This is a genomic window from Amycolatopsis sp. NPDC048633 (genome assembly GCF_040650695.1).
GTDB lineage: Bacteria > Actinomycetota > Actinomycetes > Mycobacteriales > Pseudonocardiaceae > Amycolatopsis.
This window is the reverse complement of sequence record NZ_JBEZHS010000001.1, coordinates 562,623-578,980: the sequence shown is the minus strand read 5'-3', so window position 1 is coordinate 578,980 and position 16,358 is coordinate 562,623. Positions and strand designations below refer to the sequence as shown.

14 protein-coding genes and 1 pseudogene are annotated in these 16,358 nt (G+C 66.8%); 9 read left to right on the top strand and 6 right to left on the bottom strand.

From position 1 onward, the window contains the following. Positions 1 to 69: 69 nt before the first annotated feature. Positions 70 to 1,069, top strand: a pseudogene (locus AB0C38_RS02895) (IS481 family transposase). A gap of 82 nt (positions 1,070 to 1,151) precedes the next feature. After that, positions 1,152 to 1,535: a very short patch repair endonuclease gene (locus AB0C38_RS02890; RefSeq protein ID WP_360667449.1), complete on the top strand. Its 384-nt coding sequence runs from the start codon at positions 1,152 to 1,154 to the stop codon at positions 1,533 to 1,535. Here AB0C38_RS02890 and AB0C38_RS02885 read toward each other — a convergent pair. Continuing rightward, positions 1,532 to 2,626, bottom strand: coding sequence for a DNA cytosine methyltransferase (locus tag AB0C38_RS02885; protein WP_360665484.1), 1,095 nt, complete (start codon positions 2,624 to 2,626; stop codon positions 1,532 to 1,534). The two genes, AB0C38_RS02890 and AB0C38_RS02885, sit on opposite strands and share 4 nt — an antisense overlap. Positions 2,627 to 2,921: 295 nt before the next feature. Between AB0C38_RS02885 and AB0C38_RS02880 the strand changes: the two genes are divergently transcribed. The 5 genes from AB0C38_RS02880 to AB0C38_RS02860 are packed head-to-tail and all read left to right on the top strand — an operon-like array spanning position 2,922 to position 10,111. After that, positions 2,922 to 5,504, top strand: a complete 2,583-nt coding sequence (locus AB0C38_RS02880) for a Z1 domain-containing protein (protein WP_360665481.1) — start codon at positions 2,922 to 2,924, stop codon at positions 5,502 to 5,504. Then, entirely contained in the window at positions 5,504 to 6,505 is a 1,002-nt protein-coding gene (locus AB0C38_RS02875) for a PD-(D/E)XK motif protein (protein WP_360665478.1), read from the top strand. The genes AB0C38_RS02880 and AB0C38_RS02875 overlap by 1 nt, the downstream gene beginning before the upstream one ends. Continuing rightward, positions 6,502 to 8,427, top strand: a complete 1,926-nt coding sequence (locus tag AB0C38_RS02870) for a hypothetical protein (RefSeq protein ID WP_360665475.1) — start codon at positions 6,502 to 6,504, stop codon at positions 8,425 to 8,427. Before AB0C38_RS02875 ends, AB0C38_RS02870 begins: the two co-directional genes overlap by 4 nt. Next, positions 8,424 to 9,320, top strand: coding sequence for a hypothetical protein (locus AB0C38_RS02865; RefSeq protein ID WP_360665472.1), 897 nt, complete (start codon positions 8,424 to 8,426; stop codon positions 9,318 to 9,320). The genes AB0C38_RS02870 and AB0C38_RS02865 overlap by 4 nt, the downstream gene beginning before the upstream one ends. Then, the gene (locus tag AB0C38_RS02860; protein ID WP_360665469.1) at positions 9,320 to 10,111 is read left to right on the top strand and encodes a DUF6339 family protein; all 792 of its coding nucleotides are present in this window, start codon (positions 9,320 to 9,322) and stop codon (positions 10,109 to 10,111) included. The genes AB0C38_RS02865 and AB0C38_RS02860 overlap by 1 nt, the downstream gene beginning before the upstream one ends. Positions 10,112 to 10,122: 11 nt before the next feature. Here AB0C38_RS02860 and AB0C38_RS02855 read toward each other — a convergent pair whose 3' ends face one another. Together AB0C38_RS02855 and AB0C38_RS02850 are read right to left on the bottom strand one after the other, a co-directional pair. Then, positions 10,123 to 10,734: an alkyl sulfatase C-terminal domain-containing protein gene (locus tag AB0C38_RS02855; RefSeq protein WP_360665466.1), complete on the bottom strand. Its 612-nt coding sequence runs from the start codon at positions 10,732 to 10,734 to the stop codon at positions 10,123 to 10,125. A gap of 9 nt (positions 10,735 to 10,743) precedes the next feature. Then, positions 10,744 to 11,406, bottom strand: a complete 663-nt coding sequence (locus AB0C38_RS02850) for an SCP2 sterol-binding domain-containing protein (protein WP_360665463.1) — start codon at positions 11,404 to 11,406, stop codon at positions 10,744 to 10,746. A 126-nt stretch (positions 11,407 to 11,532) separates the two neighbouring features. Here AB0C38_RS02850 and AB0C38_RS02845 point away from each other — a divergent pair, with 126 nt between their 5' ends. Further along, positions 11,533 to 12,189, top strand: a complete 657-nt coding sequence (locus AB0C38_RS02845; protein WP_285477575.1) for a TetR/AcrR family transcriptional regulator — start codon at positions 11,533 to 11,535, stop codon at positions 12,187 to 12,189. Here the strand turns inward: AB0C38_RS02845 and AB0C38_RS02840 are convergent. Then, complete coding sequence (locus AB0C38_RS02840) at positions 12,181 to 13,023, bottom strand: MaoC/PaaZ C-terminal domain-containing protein (protein WP_360665459.1); 843 nt, start codon at positions 13,021 to 13,023, stop codon at positions 12,181 to 12,183. The genes AB0C38_RS02845 and AB0C38_RS02840 overlap by 9 nt on opposite strands. Before the next feature lies 1 nt (position 13,024). Further along, positions 13,025 to 14,359, bottom strand: coding sequence for a 3-oxoacyl-ACP reductase (locus AB0C38_RS02835; RefSeq protein WP_360665456.1), 1,335 nt, complete (start codon positions 14,357 to 14,359; stop codon positions 13,025 to 13,027). Positions 14,360 to 14,452: 93 nt separating this feature from the next. Here AB0C38_RS02835 and AB0C38_RS02830 point away from each other — a divergent pair, with 93 nt between their 5' ends. After that, on the top strand, positions 14,453 to 15,742 hold the full coding sequence (locus AB0C38_RS02830; RefSeq protein WP_360665453.1) for an acetyl-CoA C-acetyltransferase: 1,290 nt from the start codon (positions 14,453 to 14,455) through the stop codon (positions 15,740 to 15,742). Between the two features lie 51 nt (positions 15,743 to 15,793). Here AB0C38_RS02830 and AB0C38_RS02825 read toward each other — a convergent pair whose 3' ends face one another. Then, positions 15,794 to 16,336 carry a DoxX family protein gene (locus AB0C38_RS02825; protein ID WP_360665450.1) on the bottom strand — a complete coding sequence of 181 codons (543 nt, stop codon included), beginning with the start codon at positions 16,334 to 16,336 and terminating at the stop codon, positions 15,794 to 15,796. Between the last annotated feature and the right edge of the window lie 22 nt (positions 16,337 to 16,358).

Below are 16,358 nucleotides of genomic sequence, written 5' to 3'. Positions count from 1 at the left end.
TTGGCGTGAGGGAGGGCCTCCGGGTTCGGTGTGGATTGCGACATCTGCACCGGCGACCTGGAGGCCCTCGTGACCCACGCTAACGCACCCCTGACCCCGACCGGCAGGCTGCGCCTGGCCCGCTGCGTCGTCGAGGACCGGTGGCCGCTGCGACGAGCCGCGGAACGGTTCCAGGTCTCGGTCACCACCGCCGCCCGATGGGCCGGCCGCTACCGCGACCACGGCGAAGCCGGCATGACCGACCACTCGTCCCGGCCGGTCACCAGCCCGAACCGGACCCCCACCCGGACCGAGCGACGGATCATCAAAGTGCGGGTGATCCGCCGGTGGGGATCGGCTCGCATCGCCTACCTGCTCGGCCTGAACCCCTCCACGGTGCATCGGGTCCTGACCCGCTATCGGCTGGCCCGCCTGACCCACCTCGATCGCGCCACCGGCCGACCGGTCCGCCGCTACGAACACGACGCGCCCGGTGACTTGGTGCATGTGGACATCAAGAAGCTGGGCAACATCCCCGACGGCGGCGGCCACAAGATCCACGGCCGCGCGCTCGGCGGACACAACAGCGCCGCCCACCGCGACCCCGCCCGGCCCCGCACAGTCGGTGGCCGCGCGAACCTCGGCTACGGTTATCTGCACAACGCCGTCGACGATCACTCCCGCCTGGCTTACACCGAAATCCTGCCCGACGAGACGAAGGAAGCCGCGGCGGCGTTCTGGGTCCGGGCGCAGGCGTTCTTCACCGATGCCGGGATCACCGTCCTGCGGGTCCTGACCGACAACGGGTCCTGTTACCGCTCCCGGTTGTGGCGCGACACGCTGCGCGACGCGCAGGTCGTGCATAAACGCACTCGGCCTTACCGGCCGCAGACCAATGGGAAAGGTGGAGCGGTTCGACCGGACCCTGCTCGATGAGTGGGCCTACGCCCGGGCTTACCGCACCGAAACCGAACGGCGTGAGGCCCTTCCGGGCTGGTTGCACACCTACAATCACCACCGCGGCCACACCGCACTCGCCGGCAAACCACCCGCCAGCCGCGTCCCCAACCTCACGGGTCAATACAACTAGTCCACGCTCGGCTGGACAGCCCGAACCTTGCCACAATGAGCGCGTGGAGCGCTTGAAGACCACGTCCGCGGTACGCATCCGGATGAGTAAGCAGAAGTCCCGGAACACCGGGATCGAGATGGCCCTGCGCAAGATCCTCCACGGCGCCGGCTTTCGGTACCGAGTACACCGGCAACCGATCAAAGGGGTGCGTCGAGAGGCGGACCTGGTCTTCGGCCCGGCCCGCGTCGCGGTCTTCGTCGACGGGTGTTTCTGGCACGGGTGTCCGGAGCACGCAACATGGCCGAAGAACAACGCGGACTTCTGGCGCGAGAAGATCGAAACCAACCGCCGGCGCGACGCCGACACCGACACTCGACTCGACGACGCCGGATGGCTCGCCCTGCGGATCTGGGAGCACGAGACCGCCGAAACTGCCGCGGACCGGGTGATCACCACAGTCCGAGAACGCCGCGCGACGACCTAGTCGGCACCTTTGGCGAGGCCTTCGACGCCGTTCCGGGTTTCCTGCCAACTCTGTTTGACACACTGGTCCAGCATGGCGTCGTCGAGTTCCATGCCCAGCGCTGCGGCGAGAACGTGCGCGCCCAGCCGCGGCGGGATCGCGTTGCCTATCTGCTGCGCGATGCCTCGACCCGACCAGGGGTAATCGTGCGGGAAGGTCTGGAGCTTGCCTGCCTCGTGGTCAGTGAACCGCTCGGGCAGCCCCTTCCCCCGACCGACGAGACGGTTGCGAGACACCTTGCCGGTCACCGTGAACGCAGGCTGCGTGGAATCCCTCACCCCACGCACCTTCGGATCACCGCCCGTGCCGTAGTTGGACACCACGGTGAACCGCTCCGACCAGCCGAGTGCTTCGCCCATCGTCTTCCAGGGGCGAAGGCACGGATCGCCGTCGCCTCGGGCTTGCCCCTTGCGGTAGCGACGATGAGTCGGAGTGGGCAATTTCGCTTCGCCGCGGAGCCGAGCGATCAAGATCGCCCGCCGACGTGTTTGTGGAACGCCGAAGTCTTCGGTGTGGAGGATTCCGCAGTCGACACTGTAACCCCGGGCCCGGAGGACGCGACCGAATGCCATCCACACCGGGAGAACAGCCGGAACCTGCTCCAGCAGGATCGCCTCGTACGGGACACCTCGGTCAGCCGCGTCGAGGGCCCACCTCAAGGGCTCCAAGACAAGACCGGTTCGTTCGTCCTTCAGCCTCCTGAGAGCGGGAACCACGTCCTCGCCCTCTTCCATGGCCTCGACGAAACCCAGCACCCGATCGAGTGCTTTGCGTCCTTCGCCCTTCCCCGCGACCGTGTACGTCTGGCAAGGCGGCCCTCCGGTGAGGATTCGGGCCTCGGGGTATTCGAGAGGCTTGGAATGGCGAACGTCGCCGTGTTCGGTGCGCAGACCGGCTTTCTTGCGGGTCTCGCAGGCGTCGTCGTCCCACTCGATGCCCTCGACGGACACACCGAGCCAGTGGGCTGCGACGTCGAGACCACCAGGACCGGCGAAGAGGTCCACCATCTCGACCCGCGCAGACGAAGGCGAAGGCGGCTGTCCGTCGGTCATGAGGCGGAAGTCTATAAGCCGGGTACGACGCTCCGAGCGGGTCCCGAATCCGACACGCCGGCGAGTGCCTCACTCGGCACTCAGACCGATGTGACGCGCCCGTGACCACATGGAGTAACAAACGAGGCCAACCGTGCGACGTGATCGATCACGGAGCGAGTTGTGTTTCAGGGGATGCGACAAAGGCTAGAGGTCACCCGTCCGAGGCACCTGACGGCGAGGCCAGGAGGTCTTACCGTGGATCGTCGGCATGACTCGCCCCGTCGATGCGCCCGGACATGCAGTTGGAGGATCGGTGACCGACAAGTTCGACCAGCAGTACGCCGCGTTCCTCGACTTGGTGGACACCGGCACTCCGGAAACCGCCATCAAGAGGATGGAGTTGTTCGGGGCCGAGGACGAACTCCTCCAGCGAATCGCCGAGCGGCACGAGCGCGAGACCATCAGGATCAGAGAACGCGAGGAGCCACGAAGCGTCATCCTCGACAACCGCTACACCTGGTACACCGGGCCCCGACCACGCGACAAGTACTGGCCGGCGCTCGAGGAGCTGCTGCGAAAGTCGGGCTGGTCAGAGAAAAGCCTCGACGACCTCGACGGTGCATCCACCAAGGTCGTCTCCTTGCTGAGTCATCCGCAGGTGCCGAATTTCTCGACGAAGGGCCTCGTCGTCGGATACGTCCAGTCCGGCAAAACCACCAACTTCACGGCAGTGGCCGCGAAGGCGGCGGACCGCGGCTACAAGCTGTTCATCGTACTAGCCGGTATCCACAACGGCCTGCGACGGCAAACCCAGCTCCGCCTTGTCGACCAGCTGGTCAAGCCGAACCCGTCGCGGTGGCTTCAGCTCACCGATCCGGACAAGGACTTCACACCGCCTGCCAACGCCGCCGCCTACCTGGCCAAGAACAACAAGCAGCATGTCCTGTGCGTGATCAAGAAGAACCCTCGGGTCCTCGAGAAGTTCTCGGCGTGGCTCGAGACGGCTTCGGAGTACTTGGTGGACTGCCCGGCACTGATCATCGACGACGAGGCCGACCAGGCGACCGTCGCCACCGACAAAATCAATCCGCTGATCATCGACATCCTCGACCGGCTGCCGAAGTCCGCATACGTGGGATACACGGCGACGCCGTTCGCAAACCTGCTGATCGACCCGTCGGTCAAGGACCTGTATCCCGAGCACTTCATCGTCAATTTGCCCAAGCCGCAGGGGCACTTCGGGACCGAGGTGCTGTTCGGTCGGGACGTCGTCGACGGCGAAGACCCCGAAGACGTGTTCGACGGCTACGACATGATCCGTCAGGTCCCCACTTCCGACGTGGACCTGGTTCGGCCGAGCTCACGCGCCGACGTCGACGGTTTCCACCCGGCGATGACGAACTCCCTCCTCGCTGCGATTCGGTATTTCTGGCTCAGCACGGCCGCGCGGCGCGTTCGGCAAACGGGGAACCCTCACTCGACGATGCTGGTACACACCAGCGTCAACACCTCCGTGCACAACAGCTTCGAACAGCCACTGAGGAAGCTGCGTGACGAGAGCGAAGCATCGCTGCGCAGGGGCGATCCCGAACTCTTGGCCGAACTGCGTGACGTCTGGGAACGCGAGACCGCACGAGTTCCTGCCGAGCTGTTCGGCGAGCAGAAGGTCTCGTTCGAAGAGTTGGCTCCATTGCTCCCAGGAGTGCTGCACGACTGCCGGATCATCATGGACAACTCCGGCAGCAAGGATCGCCTCGACTACGAAAAAGGCCCGGTTGTCGCGATTGCGGTCGGCGGCAACACCCTGTCCCGTGGCCTCACGCTCGAAGGCTTGACCGTGAGCTTCTTTGTGCGTTCGGTGTCCGCCTACGACACGCTCCTGCAGATGGGGCGGTGGTTCGGCTTCCGCAACGGTTATGCCGACCTGCCACGGATCTGGATGACCGACGAGTTGCGCGACTGGTTCCGCCACATCGCGACCGTCGAGAGCGAGATGCGCCGCGACATCGACGTCTACATGATCGAAGACAAGACGCCGATGACGTTCGCGGTCAGACTCCGCACGCACCCGTCCCTTCGCGTAACAGCAGCGGCCAAAATGACCAACGCCGTACCATCCGCGTCGGCTTACGGCGGCCAGCGCGTCCAGACGCGTTACTTCCGCACCGACCATGAGTGGCTCACCACCAACCAGGACGCCGCGCGCACGCTCGTCGGGAACGCCGTGCTCGAAGGTCGACCGGACACGGGGAGGACCGACGGCAACAGGCTGATCCGCGACGTCCCGCACAACCTCGTCACGGACTTCCTACGCGAGTACCGGTTCCACGAGAAGTCACAGGAGTGCGACTCGAAGCTGTTGACCGACTACATCGCGAGGCGCATTGCCAAGTCCGGCGCCTTGCGCGGGTGGAACGTCGCGTTGATCGGCGGTTCGGCCGGCCGGGGCACTCCGAAGATGTTTTCCTTCGCCGACGGGTTCACTGTTCGCATGGTCACTCGTTCGGCGTTGGACGGCGACGACCCGACCTTTGTCGACATCAAAACTCTCATGAGCCGCCGGGACGCGGCGATAGACCTCGACGTGTCGTCGGTCAAGGGCGAACTCGCCGAAGATCTGATCAAGGCTTTGCGACTTGAGCAGAGTCCGGACACCGCACTTCTGACGCTCTACGCGATCGACAAGGACTCGAAGCCCAAGGAGCCGAACCCTGAGAAACCGGGCGTACCGCGTCGACCGTTGAACGCGGCAGACGACGTGATCGGGATCGGTCTCGTCTTCCCTGCGCCTTCGTCCCTCGATTCGACGGTCGAGTGGCAGTACGTGGCGACGAACCTCGCGAAGGTCCGGATCGAAGAAGAAGATCTGAGCGCCCTCGAAATGGTCGACGATTGATGTCTGCCCTACTCCGAAAAGTCATCGACGAACATTGGGCACGTCTCGATGAAGAGCACGTGTCCGGACCTGAGCACGTGCGCACGTCGGACCTCCCGGTGGCGACGCCGGTCGGCCCATTGCTCGCAGCCGTGGACCACGGCGGAAACCGGCATCTGCTGGTGCCGCTGACTGCTCACCAGCACGTCCGGGTCGACCGCGGCGGCGCAGCCTTGACGGTCCGCGAACGTCCACTCGAGAACGACCACGTCTACGAGCGGTACGCCGACCTCGGTTGCCTCCGCAGAGATCTCGACGAGGTCTTCACCGGGCTCGTCGCCGACATCCTGGCCGCAGTCGAAGAGGGTCCCGATCGGCCACTGAAGGCGCTTTACACGGTCCTGAGTCGCTGGCGTGCGCTGTTTCAGCACTCAGCCGCACCACTGACCAGCGACCGGTTGGCAGGCTTGTTCGGCGAGCTGGTGGTCCTGAACGAGCTGCTCGCGAGCGAGAGCACGGCCGTCGACTTCTGGACGGGTCCCTCCGGACACCGCCACGACTTCATCGTCGGCACGCGAGGCATCGAGGTGAAGACGTCCGCCGCCACGACCGGGCGAAGAGTCCGCATCCACGGCGTCGAGCAGCTCCAGCCTCCACCACACGGCACCCTCGACCTGGTCTGGATTCGTCTGGAACGGGTCACAGGGCAAGGCGGCACAGTCGCCGATCTGGTCGACCGCGCACGACAAGTCGGCGACGACGAGACCGGGTTGCTCTTCAAACTCGCCGAAGCCGGATACCGACCTGCCGATGCGGCCCTGTACCAGGACGTGCGCTTCACCGTTCGCGAGCAATGGTGGTACGACGTGGGCGACGATTTTCCCCGCATCGCTCCTTCGTCGGTCCCGCCGGGGATCTCCGACCTCGACTACACCGTCGACCTGGATCAAGAACAGCCACAAGTCACCGACGCCCCCGAAATCCGCGCTCGGATCGCTCGGATCACCCAGGAGAACATGTGACCGCAGCAGCATGGCACTCACAGATGTTCCCGCCCGAAGGGGCGAGCGCGGCCGAGGGGATCCGAAACCAACTCGGCAGACCCGAGCTGGACCTGCTGACGATCCTGGTGCGCGAATCGGCCCAGAACAGCTGGGACGCGCGAACCGGCGACACTGCCGTCGACTACCACCTCGACTTGAGGGTTGTCGGTCCGGCACACGCGCCGGCATGGCGAGAGCTGCTCACTCGCGAGGTGCCCGCCCACGAGCAATTGCCACTGCGGAAGTCAATCTCAGGGCCGTCCATCCGGATCCTGACTGTTTCGGACCGCGGGGCGACCGGTCTGGGTGGGCCGACCCGCGCTGACAACGCGGTGGTCGAGAACCACGACTTCGTCTCCTTCATCAGGAATATCGGCGAGCCGAGGGACACTGAACTCGGCGGCGGCACGTATGGCTTCGGCAAGGGGATCTTCTACCTGTTGAGCCGACCTGGGACGGTGCTCGTGCACACGCGGTGTCGAGTCCAGGGCGGATTCGAGACCCGGCTGATGGGCTGCGCGCTGTGGAAGAGCTACGCCGAAGGTGAAGGCCTTTCCGGTCGGCGCTACACCGGACGCCACTGGTGGGGCGTTACTTCCTCGGATGGTGTGGTCGAACCGCTGATCGGAGCTGACGCCGACGCCGCCGCCGAACGTCTGGGCCTGCGGGGCTTCGGCCACGATGAGACCGGCACGACGGTCGTCGTCATCGATCCTGACCTCGGCGAGCGAGAAATCCAAGAAGCCGGAAGCTACCTGGCGGAGACGATCACCTGGAACCTCTGGCCGAAGATGCTGGCCGACCCCGACGACGGAGCTCCTCCGATGAGGTTCTCCGTGCAGTGCAACGGCATCACCGTCCCCGTTCCGGACCCGCGTGAGACGACTCCGTTGGACATGTTCGTCGCGGCGTACCAGACGATTCGATCGGAGGATGATCACAACAACCTCTGGTATTTGGGTAATCCCAGGACAAAGCTCGGGGCGCTCGGCCTCGAGAAGCAGTTTCTCCCACCATTCGCCGAGACTCCCGCAGGCGAAGCGGCGGGCATCTCCGGCACTGTTCACCACGTCTGTCTGATGCGGACGGCCGAACTGGTGGTCACCTATCACGCCGGACCGAAGCCGGCCGCAGAGTACGTGTCCTACGCAGGCGTCTTCCGTGCGGATGTTGCACTCGACAGTACTTTCGCGTCATCCGAACCGCCCACTCACGACGCTTGGAACTGGCAATCGCTCGATGGCCTGGACAAGCGATTCGTCAAGATGGCATTCACGCGAATCAAGGAATCGATCGAAAAATTGATCGAGATCGACGGTCGGATTCGTGCCACGTCGTCGGAGATTTCGTTGGGTGCTGCAAGCCGCTCGTTCTCCGATCTCGTCGCAGGCGCCTGGGGCAACGGCGGCGCGTCCGACTACCGACGAGCATTCAAACCTGCGGCTCCTGCTGCACCGACCGGCACAGTCCAGCTTTCCGGGGACCTTTACGACGCCGGCGACGGCCTCGGCTCCCCGCCGGGCAGTGGGGACGCCCCCGAGCCCGGTCCCTCGAACGGACGTCGTCCACGGGTCGAGTACCTGGATGCGCCGTACTACGAGATCCACTCCGATGATGTCTTGCTGGTCCAGGCGTTTCGAGTCACCGCGCTCGGCCTGTACCACTGCGCGGCGGATCTCGGCGTTGCGCTGGCCGGGACCAGCAGCCGGGAAACCGACCCTCCGAGAGGAGCCTCCGAACCGCGGCTCGTCGGCTGGAAAGGCCCGGATGGCACGCTCCACACCGAACTGACGCAAGCTCTGGAAGGCGGCGAAGACGTTTGGCGCGTTCTCGTCCGCCCGGCGCCTGACACGACGACCGAGATCGCGGTGTCCGCACGACGTGAGGAGGCACCGCGATGAGCACACAGGCACCTCCCTACCGAGCGGCCCCATCGGAATCCGTGGTCGCCGGTCCGTGGCAGTGGCTCCTCGACGACGTCCCGAGCGAACTGCCGGACGTTTTGAGCGACTGGGACTACCGCATGGACTTGTCCTTGCGGCAACAAGTGACCGTCGACGTCGATCTCGTACGGGAGTCCACCGGGCTGCCGCCCTCGGCAAAGCTGACACTCGCCATGATCTGGACCGCAACCGGTTCGGGTTTGAAGGCCGCCGGCGACCGCGTATCTCTCCCCGAGTCGGGCATCACGACCGTCGAGCTGAGCACGGTGCTGTCCGGCAGCCAACTCGGCGGCGTTCTGGGCTTGGAAACCACGTTGGTGCTCGCCGAGTACTCCGAGACCGGAGCCTTGGCCTCGCCTCGCCGGGCCGGGTCGATCCTCTGGACCGACAAGTACGAGACCCGACTTCAGGGTGACGCGCCACTCTTCCCGATCGCTGTGGTCGACTTCTCCAAGACTCAGTACCCCGAAGAGGCGGGCTGGCACGTAGAGATCGGGGGCGACCTCGAGACGGCCACCATGGGCGCGTTGCTCCTCCTGGTGAACGAGCGCAAGCAAGTGCTGGTCGATGCCATGCGCAACGCAGCCAAGCCTCGAGCTGTCGACCGTGTGGTGTTGTCGACTGTGCACGCGGACGTCGCCCGCACCCTGGTGGAGTACGCGCTGCACGACCAGGACTTCACCCTGGAAGTCGACTATGGGGACGAGAGCATCGGCAGCACGCTCCAGGCTCTCGTCTCGCGGCTCTTCCCCGGTCAGAGCCTGGTCCACCTGCGCCGACGGCAAGAGCAGTCGTCGACCGCATTCGTGACCGAGCTACAGCACGCTGTTCGGATCTTCGAGGAGTCCTGATGAGCGTCTTGTTCCCGCGGCTGCTGCCTCGGCAAGCCGACAAGCTGTACGAGCAGTACAAGTCCCTCACGATCGAAGAGCTCGAACAGCACGCCGCGCTGCGTCACGACTCGGCTGTTTACGCCGCGACGGGCGGCGATCGAGCCCGAGAGAAGGATCTCGACGAGCTGCGTCAGTCGATCGTCGCCGTAGCTCGCGAAGCGGGCTTCCCGAACCGGATGACGCCCAGTGCCCAAAACTCCTTCGACCGGAAGATTGCCGAGCTGCTCCATCGGACGACGGGGTTGACCCCTGCCGAGGCAGCTGCTCGCGACATCTGGGTGTTCCTCGCGCTCGTCGTACTGCCGGACGTCTCATTCTGGAGGTTCGAGAAGCGGACGAGTGAACGCTTCCTCGCCAAGGACCTCACCCGGCACGTGTTCGGTCGACTCTGGTGGCGGGCACACCTGGTCCACGAACCGGACAGTACTGATCCCTACGCCGCGCTCAATATTCTCGGCGAAGGTGCGTTCGACCAGATCTACGCACGTCGACGGGCACTTGGCGGCAGCCCCCAGCTGGTCCGCTCGATCCTGCACATTTGGCACGAGATCGACGCCGGCGGACTGAACGAGACCGACCTGCTGAAAGATTTCCTGAAGCGTCTGCTCCGACTCGGCGCCTTCATGTCCTTCGAAACCCTCCACGACGAGCAACTCGATGCCGAGGTTCGCCGTGCAGCCCACGATTCGCTGCGTGCGTTCACCGCGGAACGCCGACCTCGACATTCGCTCGAACACGCCCATGGGTGACGGATGAACAGCTAGTCCACGCTTGGCTTAGGGATGTCGAAGTAGCTGGAGAACCGGACCGCCGGGGCGTACTCGCCCTTCACCTTCACCCGGCCTGTCACGAACATCGCCGCCACCGCTGCGTTGCCCGTGGCCATCCGGATGAAGTCGTCCACCGACAGGGTGATCGTTGTGTCCGGTGTCCTGGACAGGTCCGTCGAAGAAACGCACACTCCGTCCTCGATCACTGTCTGGAAACGGTCGTACCCATCCTCGCCGACGCCGTCGGAAAAGCGCCACGAAACCACGAAATCCACGTGACGTGCGCGCTCGGGGAGGAAATGCTCGGACATTCGGCGGAATATCTCGTCGAGGAACACCGCGCGCAGCTCGTCGTGGTCTGCGATCGCCTTCAGTTGGTCGCGGGAGGCTCGGCGAACCACGTCCACCAGGACGTCCGTCGACAGGGAGCTCAGCTCGATGCCTGCGCCTGACTCGCCCAGCATGTGGAGGGTTTCCAGGACCTGGATGAACTGGCCGGGGGTCAGGTTGGCGATGACCAGCTTGTCCGCGAACGCGTTGACCGCGTGACCGGCGCGAACACCGCGGGGCCGGGAAAGGCGCCACTTCGCTTTTCGGGGCACGGGGACGGACTATACGGGGTGCGGGAGGTCGAAGAATCCGATCAGGCCCGCCGCGAAGGCCAAATCGCCCTTGACCTTGATTCTTCCCGTGACGAACAACACTGCCGGCGTCGCCTGGTGGGTAATGAGCCTGAAGAAGTCGGCCGGGGCGATCGTGATAGTGACCCGCGGCGAGGAGTGCATCTCGCGGCTCACCGTGCACGAGCCGTGCGAAATCACCGTCTCGTAGCGGTCGTAGCCGCCTTCGCCGATGCCTCCCGACATCCGCCAGTGGACCACCGCGTGCAGGTCGCGGGCTCGGTCGGGGCGGATGTGCGCGCCCATGCGGGCGAAGATCTCGTCCAGTACTCGCTCGCGCAGGGGCCGCTCCGCGACGACGCTCTCGAGCTGCGCGCGGGACGCGGACGACACCAGGGACGCGAAGCGCGCCGGTTCGACCTTGCTCAGGTCGAACGCGGGGGCGCGCTCCGCCAGGCGAAGCAGCGCTGCCAGCAATCTTCGGAAGTCGTCCTTGCCGAGGTCGCGGGGGTTGACCGCGTCGGCGAGGGTGTTGACGTCGAGGGCGTGCGCCTCCGGGCCGAGCGGGTCGAGCCGCTCCAGGGCGTTCAGCAGCGCCGCTCCACGGAGCTCCGCGACCTGATCTGCGCTGGTCATCCCGGCGTTGTCGGCCATGGTCACTCCCTCTCAAGTTACTCACACGTAGGCTACCCGCCAGTAGGTAGGCGGGCAAGCGTGCCGAAATCACCCTCCCGGGGCAACGCCCGGTACCGTCTCCGGGCAGCAACAGGGAGGTCCAGCGTGTCAGAGGATGATCAGCGTCCGCCCGAACGGGCTCGGCGACTGCCGCGCGCGGTGCGCGAGCGGCAGATCCTGGACGCCGCCGTCCAGGTGTTCTCGCGCCACGGCTACCACGCGGCCTCGATGGACGAGATCTCCGACGTCGCCGGGGTCTCGAAGCCGATGATCTACACCTACCTCGGGTCCAAGGAGGACCTGTTCGGTGCGTGCATCCGCCGCGAAGCGACGCGGCTGCTCGAAGCCATCCAGGCCGGCGTGAAGCCCGACTTGCCGCCGGACATGCAGCTCTGGCACGGCCTGCGATCGTTCTACCGGTTCGTCGCCGAGTACCGCGAGTCGTGGACGGTCCTGCACCGCCAGGCGCTGACCGTCGGCGGCGCGTTCGCCGCGGAGATCACCGACATGCGGGCGCGCGCGATCCAGCTGGTCGCCGCGCTCGTGGTGTCCGCGGGTACCCGCAAGGGCGTCGGCGAGCAGGCCGAGTTCTCCGGCGAAGGGCTGTCCGCGGCGCTGGTCGGGGCGGCCGAGTCGCTGGCCGACTGGGCCCTCGACCACCCCGACATCTCCGACGGCGTCCTCGCGTCGTGGCTGATGAACCTCGTCTGGCTCGGCTTCAACGACCTCATCGAGGGCGAGGTCTGGAAGCCCTCAGAGTGAGGTGATCGTGCCGTCCAGGTGAGGCTTCGACGCACTCCACAGCTCGAACGCCCAGCCGTCGCCATCCGGCCACGACGTGAAGCCCGCCCTGGCCGGCAGCAGTACCGGCTGCTTGAAGCGGACGTCCACCGTGAACGCCTCCGGCAGCCGGCCTTCGAACGCGGCCAGGGCGTGGGCCTTCGTCCACATCCCGTGGGCGATCGCGCGAGGGAAGCCGAACAGCTTCGCCGTCAGCGGGTGCAGGTGGATCGGGTTGCGGTCGCCCGAGACCTCCGCATACCGCCGGCCGATGTCGGCCGGGACTCGCCAGATCGCGTCCGGGGTCGGGGGCGCCAGCTGCTCGCGGCGGACGGAAGAGCCTGAAGAGCCGCCGCGACGCAGGTACGTGCTCACGTCGACCCACACCAGGTCGTCGCCGGCCCAGGCTTCGCTGACCACGTCGAACTGACGGCCCTTCTCGTGCGGGCGCAGGTTCTCCGCGCGCACCCGGATCGTCAGCGGCTCGCCCAGGCGCAGCGCGCGGTGTTGGGTGATCCGGTTCGCCACGTGCACCATGCCGAGCAGCGGGAACGGGAAGCCCGGCTCGGTCATCAGCGCCATCTGCAGCGGGAACGCCAGCATGTGCGGGTACGTCGCCGGCAGCTCGTCGCTCAGCCGGAAGCCGCACACCGTGTTGTACGCCGCCAGGTGCGCCGGGTCGACGACGACACCCGTGCGCACCAGCTCCGTGTCCGGCAACGAGGACCCCGACGCCTCGCGCAGGACGCCGCCGAGCAGCGCCTTCGGGTACAGCGTCGCCAGGCTCGGCGTGCTGTCGAGTTCGCGGATCGCCACCTCACGCCCCCAGCAGGGCCTGGCCGCAGACGCGGACCACGTTGCCGTTCACCGCGGCCGACGCCGGGTTCGCGTACCAGGCGATCGTCTCGGCGACGTCGACCGGCAGGCCGCCCTGGCCGAGGCTGGACAGCCGGCGGCCGGCCTCGCGGATGAACAGCGGGACCGCCGCCGTCATCTTCGTCTCGATGAACCCGGGCGCGACGGCGTTGATCGTGCCGCCGTACGCCGCGAGCTGCGGGGCGCCGACGTTCACCATGCCGATCACGCCCGCCTTCGACGTCGCGTAGTTCGTCTGGCCGACGTTGCCGGCGATGCCCGCGATCGACGAGACGCCGATGATCCGGCCGTTCTCGTTCAGCACGCGGTCGCCGAGCAGCTTGTCGTTCACCGCGAGCTGGGCCGCGAGGTTCACCGCGATCACCGAGTCCCACGCGCTCTCGCTCATGTTGCCCAGCGTCTTGTCGCGCGTGATGCCCGCGTTGTGCACGACGACGTCTACGCCGCCGTGACGCTCCTTCAGGTACTCCGCGAGCTTCGCGGGCGCGCTCGGCGAAGTGATGTCGAGCTGCAGCGACGACCCGCCGATCTTGTTCGCCACCTTCGACAGGTCACCGCCCTGAGCGGGGATGTCGAGCGCGACGACGTGCGCGCCGTCGCGGGCCAGCACCTCGGCGATCGCCGCGCCGATGCCGCGGGACGCGCCGGTGACCAGCGCGACCTTCCCGTCGAGGGGCTTCTCCCAGTTCGTGGGCGCGACAGCCGTCTTGCCTTCGGCGCCGACCCGGATGACCTGCGCGTCGACGAACGCGGACTTCGCGGAGAGCAGGAAGCGCAGCGTCGACTCCATCGCTTCTTCAGCGCCTTCGGCGACGTACACGAGCTGAGCCGTCGCGCCGCGCTTCAGCTCCTTACCCACGGAGCGCACGAAGCCTTCGAGAGCGCGCTGAGCGATCCGCTCGCGGCCCTCGACCTGCTCCGGCGGCGTGCCCAGGATGACGACCCGGCCGGACGGCCCGACGCTGCGGATCACCGGGTGGAAGAAGTGGTAGACCTCGCGAAGGCGCGAAGGGTCGGTGACGCCGGTGGCGTCGAAAACCAGCGCCGCGTGCCGGTCGGCCGCCGTGGCGACGACGTCGAGGCCCGCGTCGGCAAGTTGATCCTTAAGGGTCTTCTCGAGGCGGCCACCAGGCGCGGCGCCGAGAAGTGCGGGACCCTCGAGGGCGGGTTGCCCGGGCTGGTACCGGCGCAGCGTGGCGGGGCTGGGCAGGCCGAGCTTCGGCACCACGAACTTCCCCAACGGGGTTTTCGTGAACTGCTGGTACCTGTCAGCCATCGAATGCCTCCCGTGCAGTCTGCGTCACGTCGCAGTCTAACCTACTCCTGAGTAGGTTACAGTGTGAGAGAGCCGACCAGAGAGGTGGAGTTCATGCCGCCGAAGAAAGCCCCCGCCGTGCGCAAGGTCGCGATCATCGGTGGCAACCGGATCCCCTTCGCGCGGTCCAACGGCCCGTACGCGAAGGCGTCGAACCAGGACATGTTCACCGCCGCCCTCGACGGCCTGGTCAGCCGCTTCTCGCTGCAGGGCGAGGTCATCGGCGAGGTCGCCGCCGGCGCCGTGCTGAAGCACTCGAAGGACTTCAACCTGGCCCGCGAGAGCGTGCTCGGCAGCAAGCTCTCGCCCGCGACGCCCGCGTCCGACGTGCAGATGGCGTGCGGCACCGGCCTCCAGGCCATCGTCAACGTCGCCAACAAGATCGCGCTCGGCCAGATCGACTCGGCCATCGCGGGCGGCGTCGACACCACGAGCGACGCGCCGCTGGCCGTCAACGAGGACCTGCGGCAGATCCTCATCCAGCTCAACTCCGCCAAGACGCTCGGCGACCGCCTCAAGCTCGTCGCGAAGATCCGGCCCGGGCACATCGTCCCGGCGATCCCGCGCAACGAGGAGCCGCGCACCGGACTGTCGATGGGCGAGCACGCGGCGCTCACGGCGAAGATCTGGGAGATCACCCGCGAGGCGCAGGACGAGCTGGCCGCGGCCAGCCACCAGCACCTCGCCGCCGCGTACGACCGCGGATTCTTCGACGACCTCGTGACGCCGTTCCTCAAGCTCGCGCGCGACCAGAACCTGCGCGCCGACTCGACCGCGGAGAAGCTCGCCAAGCTCAAGCCGGCCTTCGGCGGGCCGGACGGCACGATGACCGCGGGCAACTCGACGCCGCTGACCGACGGCGCGTCGACCGTCCTGCTGGCCACCGACGAGTGGGCCAAGGCGCACAAGCTGCCAGTGCTGGCGTACCTGACGTTCTCGCAGACCGCCGCCGTCGACTACGTCCATGGCGAAGAGGGCCTGCTCATGGCGCCCGCGTACGCCGTGCCGCGGATGCTCGCGCGGGCCGGGCTTTCGCTGCAGGACTTCGACTTCTACGAGATCCACGAGGCGTTCGCGTCGCAGGTCCTGGCCACGCTCAAGGCGTGGGAGGACCCCGCGTTCGCCAAGGAGAAGCTGGAGCTGGACACGCCGCTCGGCTCGATCGACCGGACGAAGCTCAACGTCAACGGCTCGTCGCTGGCGGCCGGGCACCCGTTCGCGGCGACCGGCGGCCGGATCGTCGCGACGCTGGCGAAGCTGCTGCACGAGAAGGGGTCGGGCCGCGGCCTGATCTCGATCTGCGCGGCCGGCGGCCAGGGCGTCACCGCGATCCTGGAGAAGTAGCGCTCACGCGAAAGGGCCGCCCCTCGCGAGGGGCGGCCCTTTTCGTGCGCATCAACTGGTGGGGAGGGCCTTGTTGGCCCGCTTCGCGAGCTTCTTGGCCCGCTTCTGCCCCTTGCGGGTCAGCTTCCCGGCGCTGGTGCCGACGTCCTTCGCGGCGTGCCGCGCGCGCCAGGCGGCCGACGGCTTCCCGTGCGTGTCGCTGACCGCGAGCAGCAGGCCACCGGCCACGCTCGCGTTCTTGAAGAACTGGATCTGCTGCTTCTGGCGCTCGCCCGGGTCCTTGATGGTCCAGAAGCTGTGCGCCGCCAGCGTCGTCGGCACCAGGCTGCCGAGCAGCAGCCCGGCCGCGAGCCGCGGCGCCTTGCCGGATGCGAGCGCGAGGCCGGCACCGATCTTCACGGCGGCGTCGATGCGGACGAGCGTCACCGGGTCGCGCGGAACCTGCTCCGGGACGACGTCGCCGACCTTCTCGAACGCGCTGTTGAGAAACGGTTCCGCCGCTTTCGCGTGCCCCTGGGCGTTCCTCAGGGCATTGATCCCGCCGGTCACGAAGATCGTGGCGAGCAGGGGACGTGCCACTCGACGGAGTATCACGGTCGTTGCCTTCCTCGTACGG

Excerpts from the sequence above, each read along its gene's own strand:
- AB0C38_RS02890 (WP_360667449.1), top strand. The coding sequence starts at position 1,152 with ATGAGTAAGCAGAAGTCCCGGAACACCGGGATCGAGATGGCCCTGCGC.
- AB0C38_RS02885 (WP_360665484.1), bottom strand. The coding sequence starts at position 2,626 with ATGACCGACGGACAGCCGCCTTCGCCTTCGTCTGCGCGGGTCGAGATG.
- AB0C38_RS02875 (WP_360665478.1), top strand. The coding sequence starts at position 5,504 with ATGTCTGCCCTACTCCGAAAAGTCATCGACGAACATTGGGCACGTCTC.
- AB0C38_RS02865 (WP_360665472.1), top strand. The coding sequence starts at position 8,424 with ATGAGCACACAGGCACCTCCCTACCGAGCGGCCCCATCGGAATCCGTG.
- AB0C38_RS02860 (WP_360665469.1), top strand. The coding sequence starts at position 9,320 with ATGAGCGTCTTGTTCCCGCGGCTGCTGCCTCGGCAAGCCGACAAGCTG.
- AB0C38_RS02850 (WP_360665463.1), bottom strand. The coding sequence starts at position 11,406 with ATGGCCGACAACGCCGGGATGACCAGCGCAGATCAGGTCGCGGAGCTC.
- AB0C38_RS02835 (WP_360665456.1), bottom strand. The coding sequence starts at position 14,359 with ATGGCTGACAGGTACCAGCAGTTCACGAAAACCCCGTTGGGGAAGTTC.
- AB0C38_RS02830 (WP_360665453.1), top strand. The coding sequence starts at position 14,453 with ATGCCGCCGAAGAAAGCCCCCGCCGTGCGCAAGGTCGCGATCATCGGT.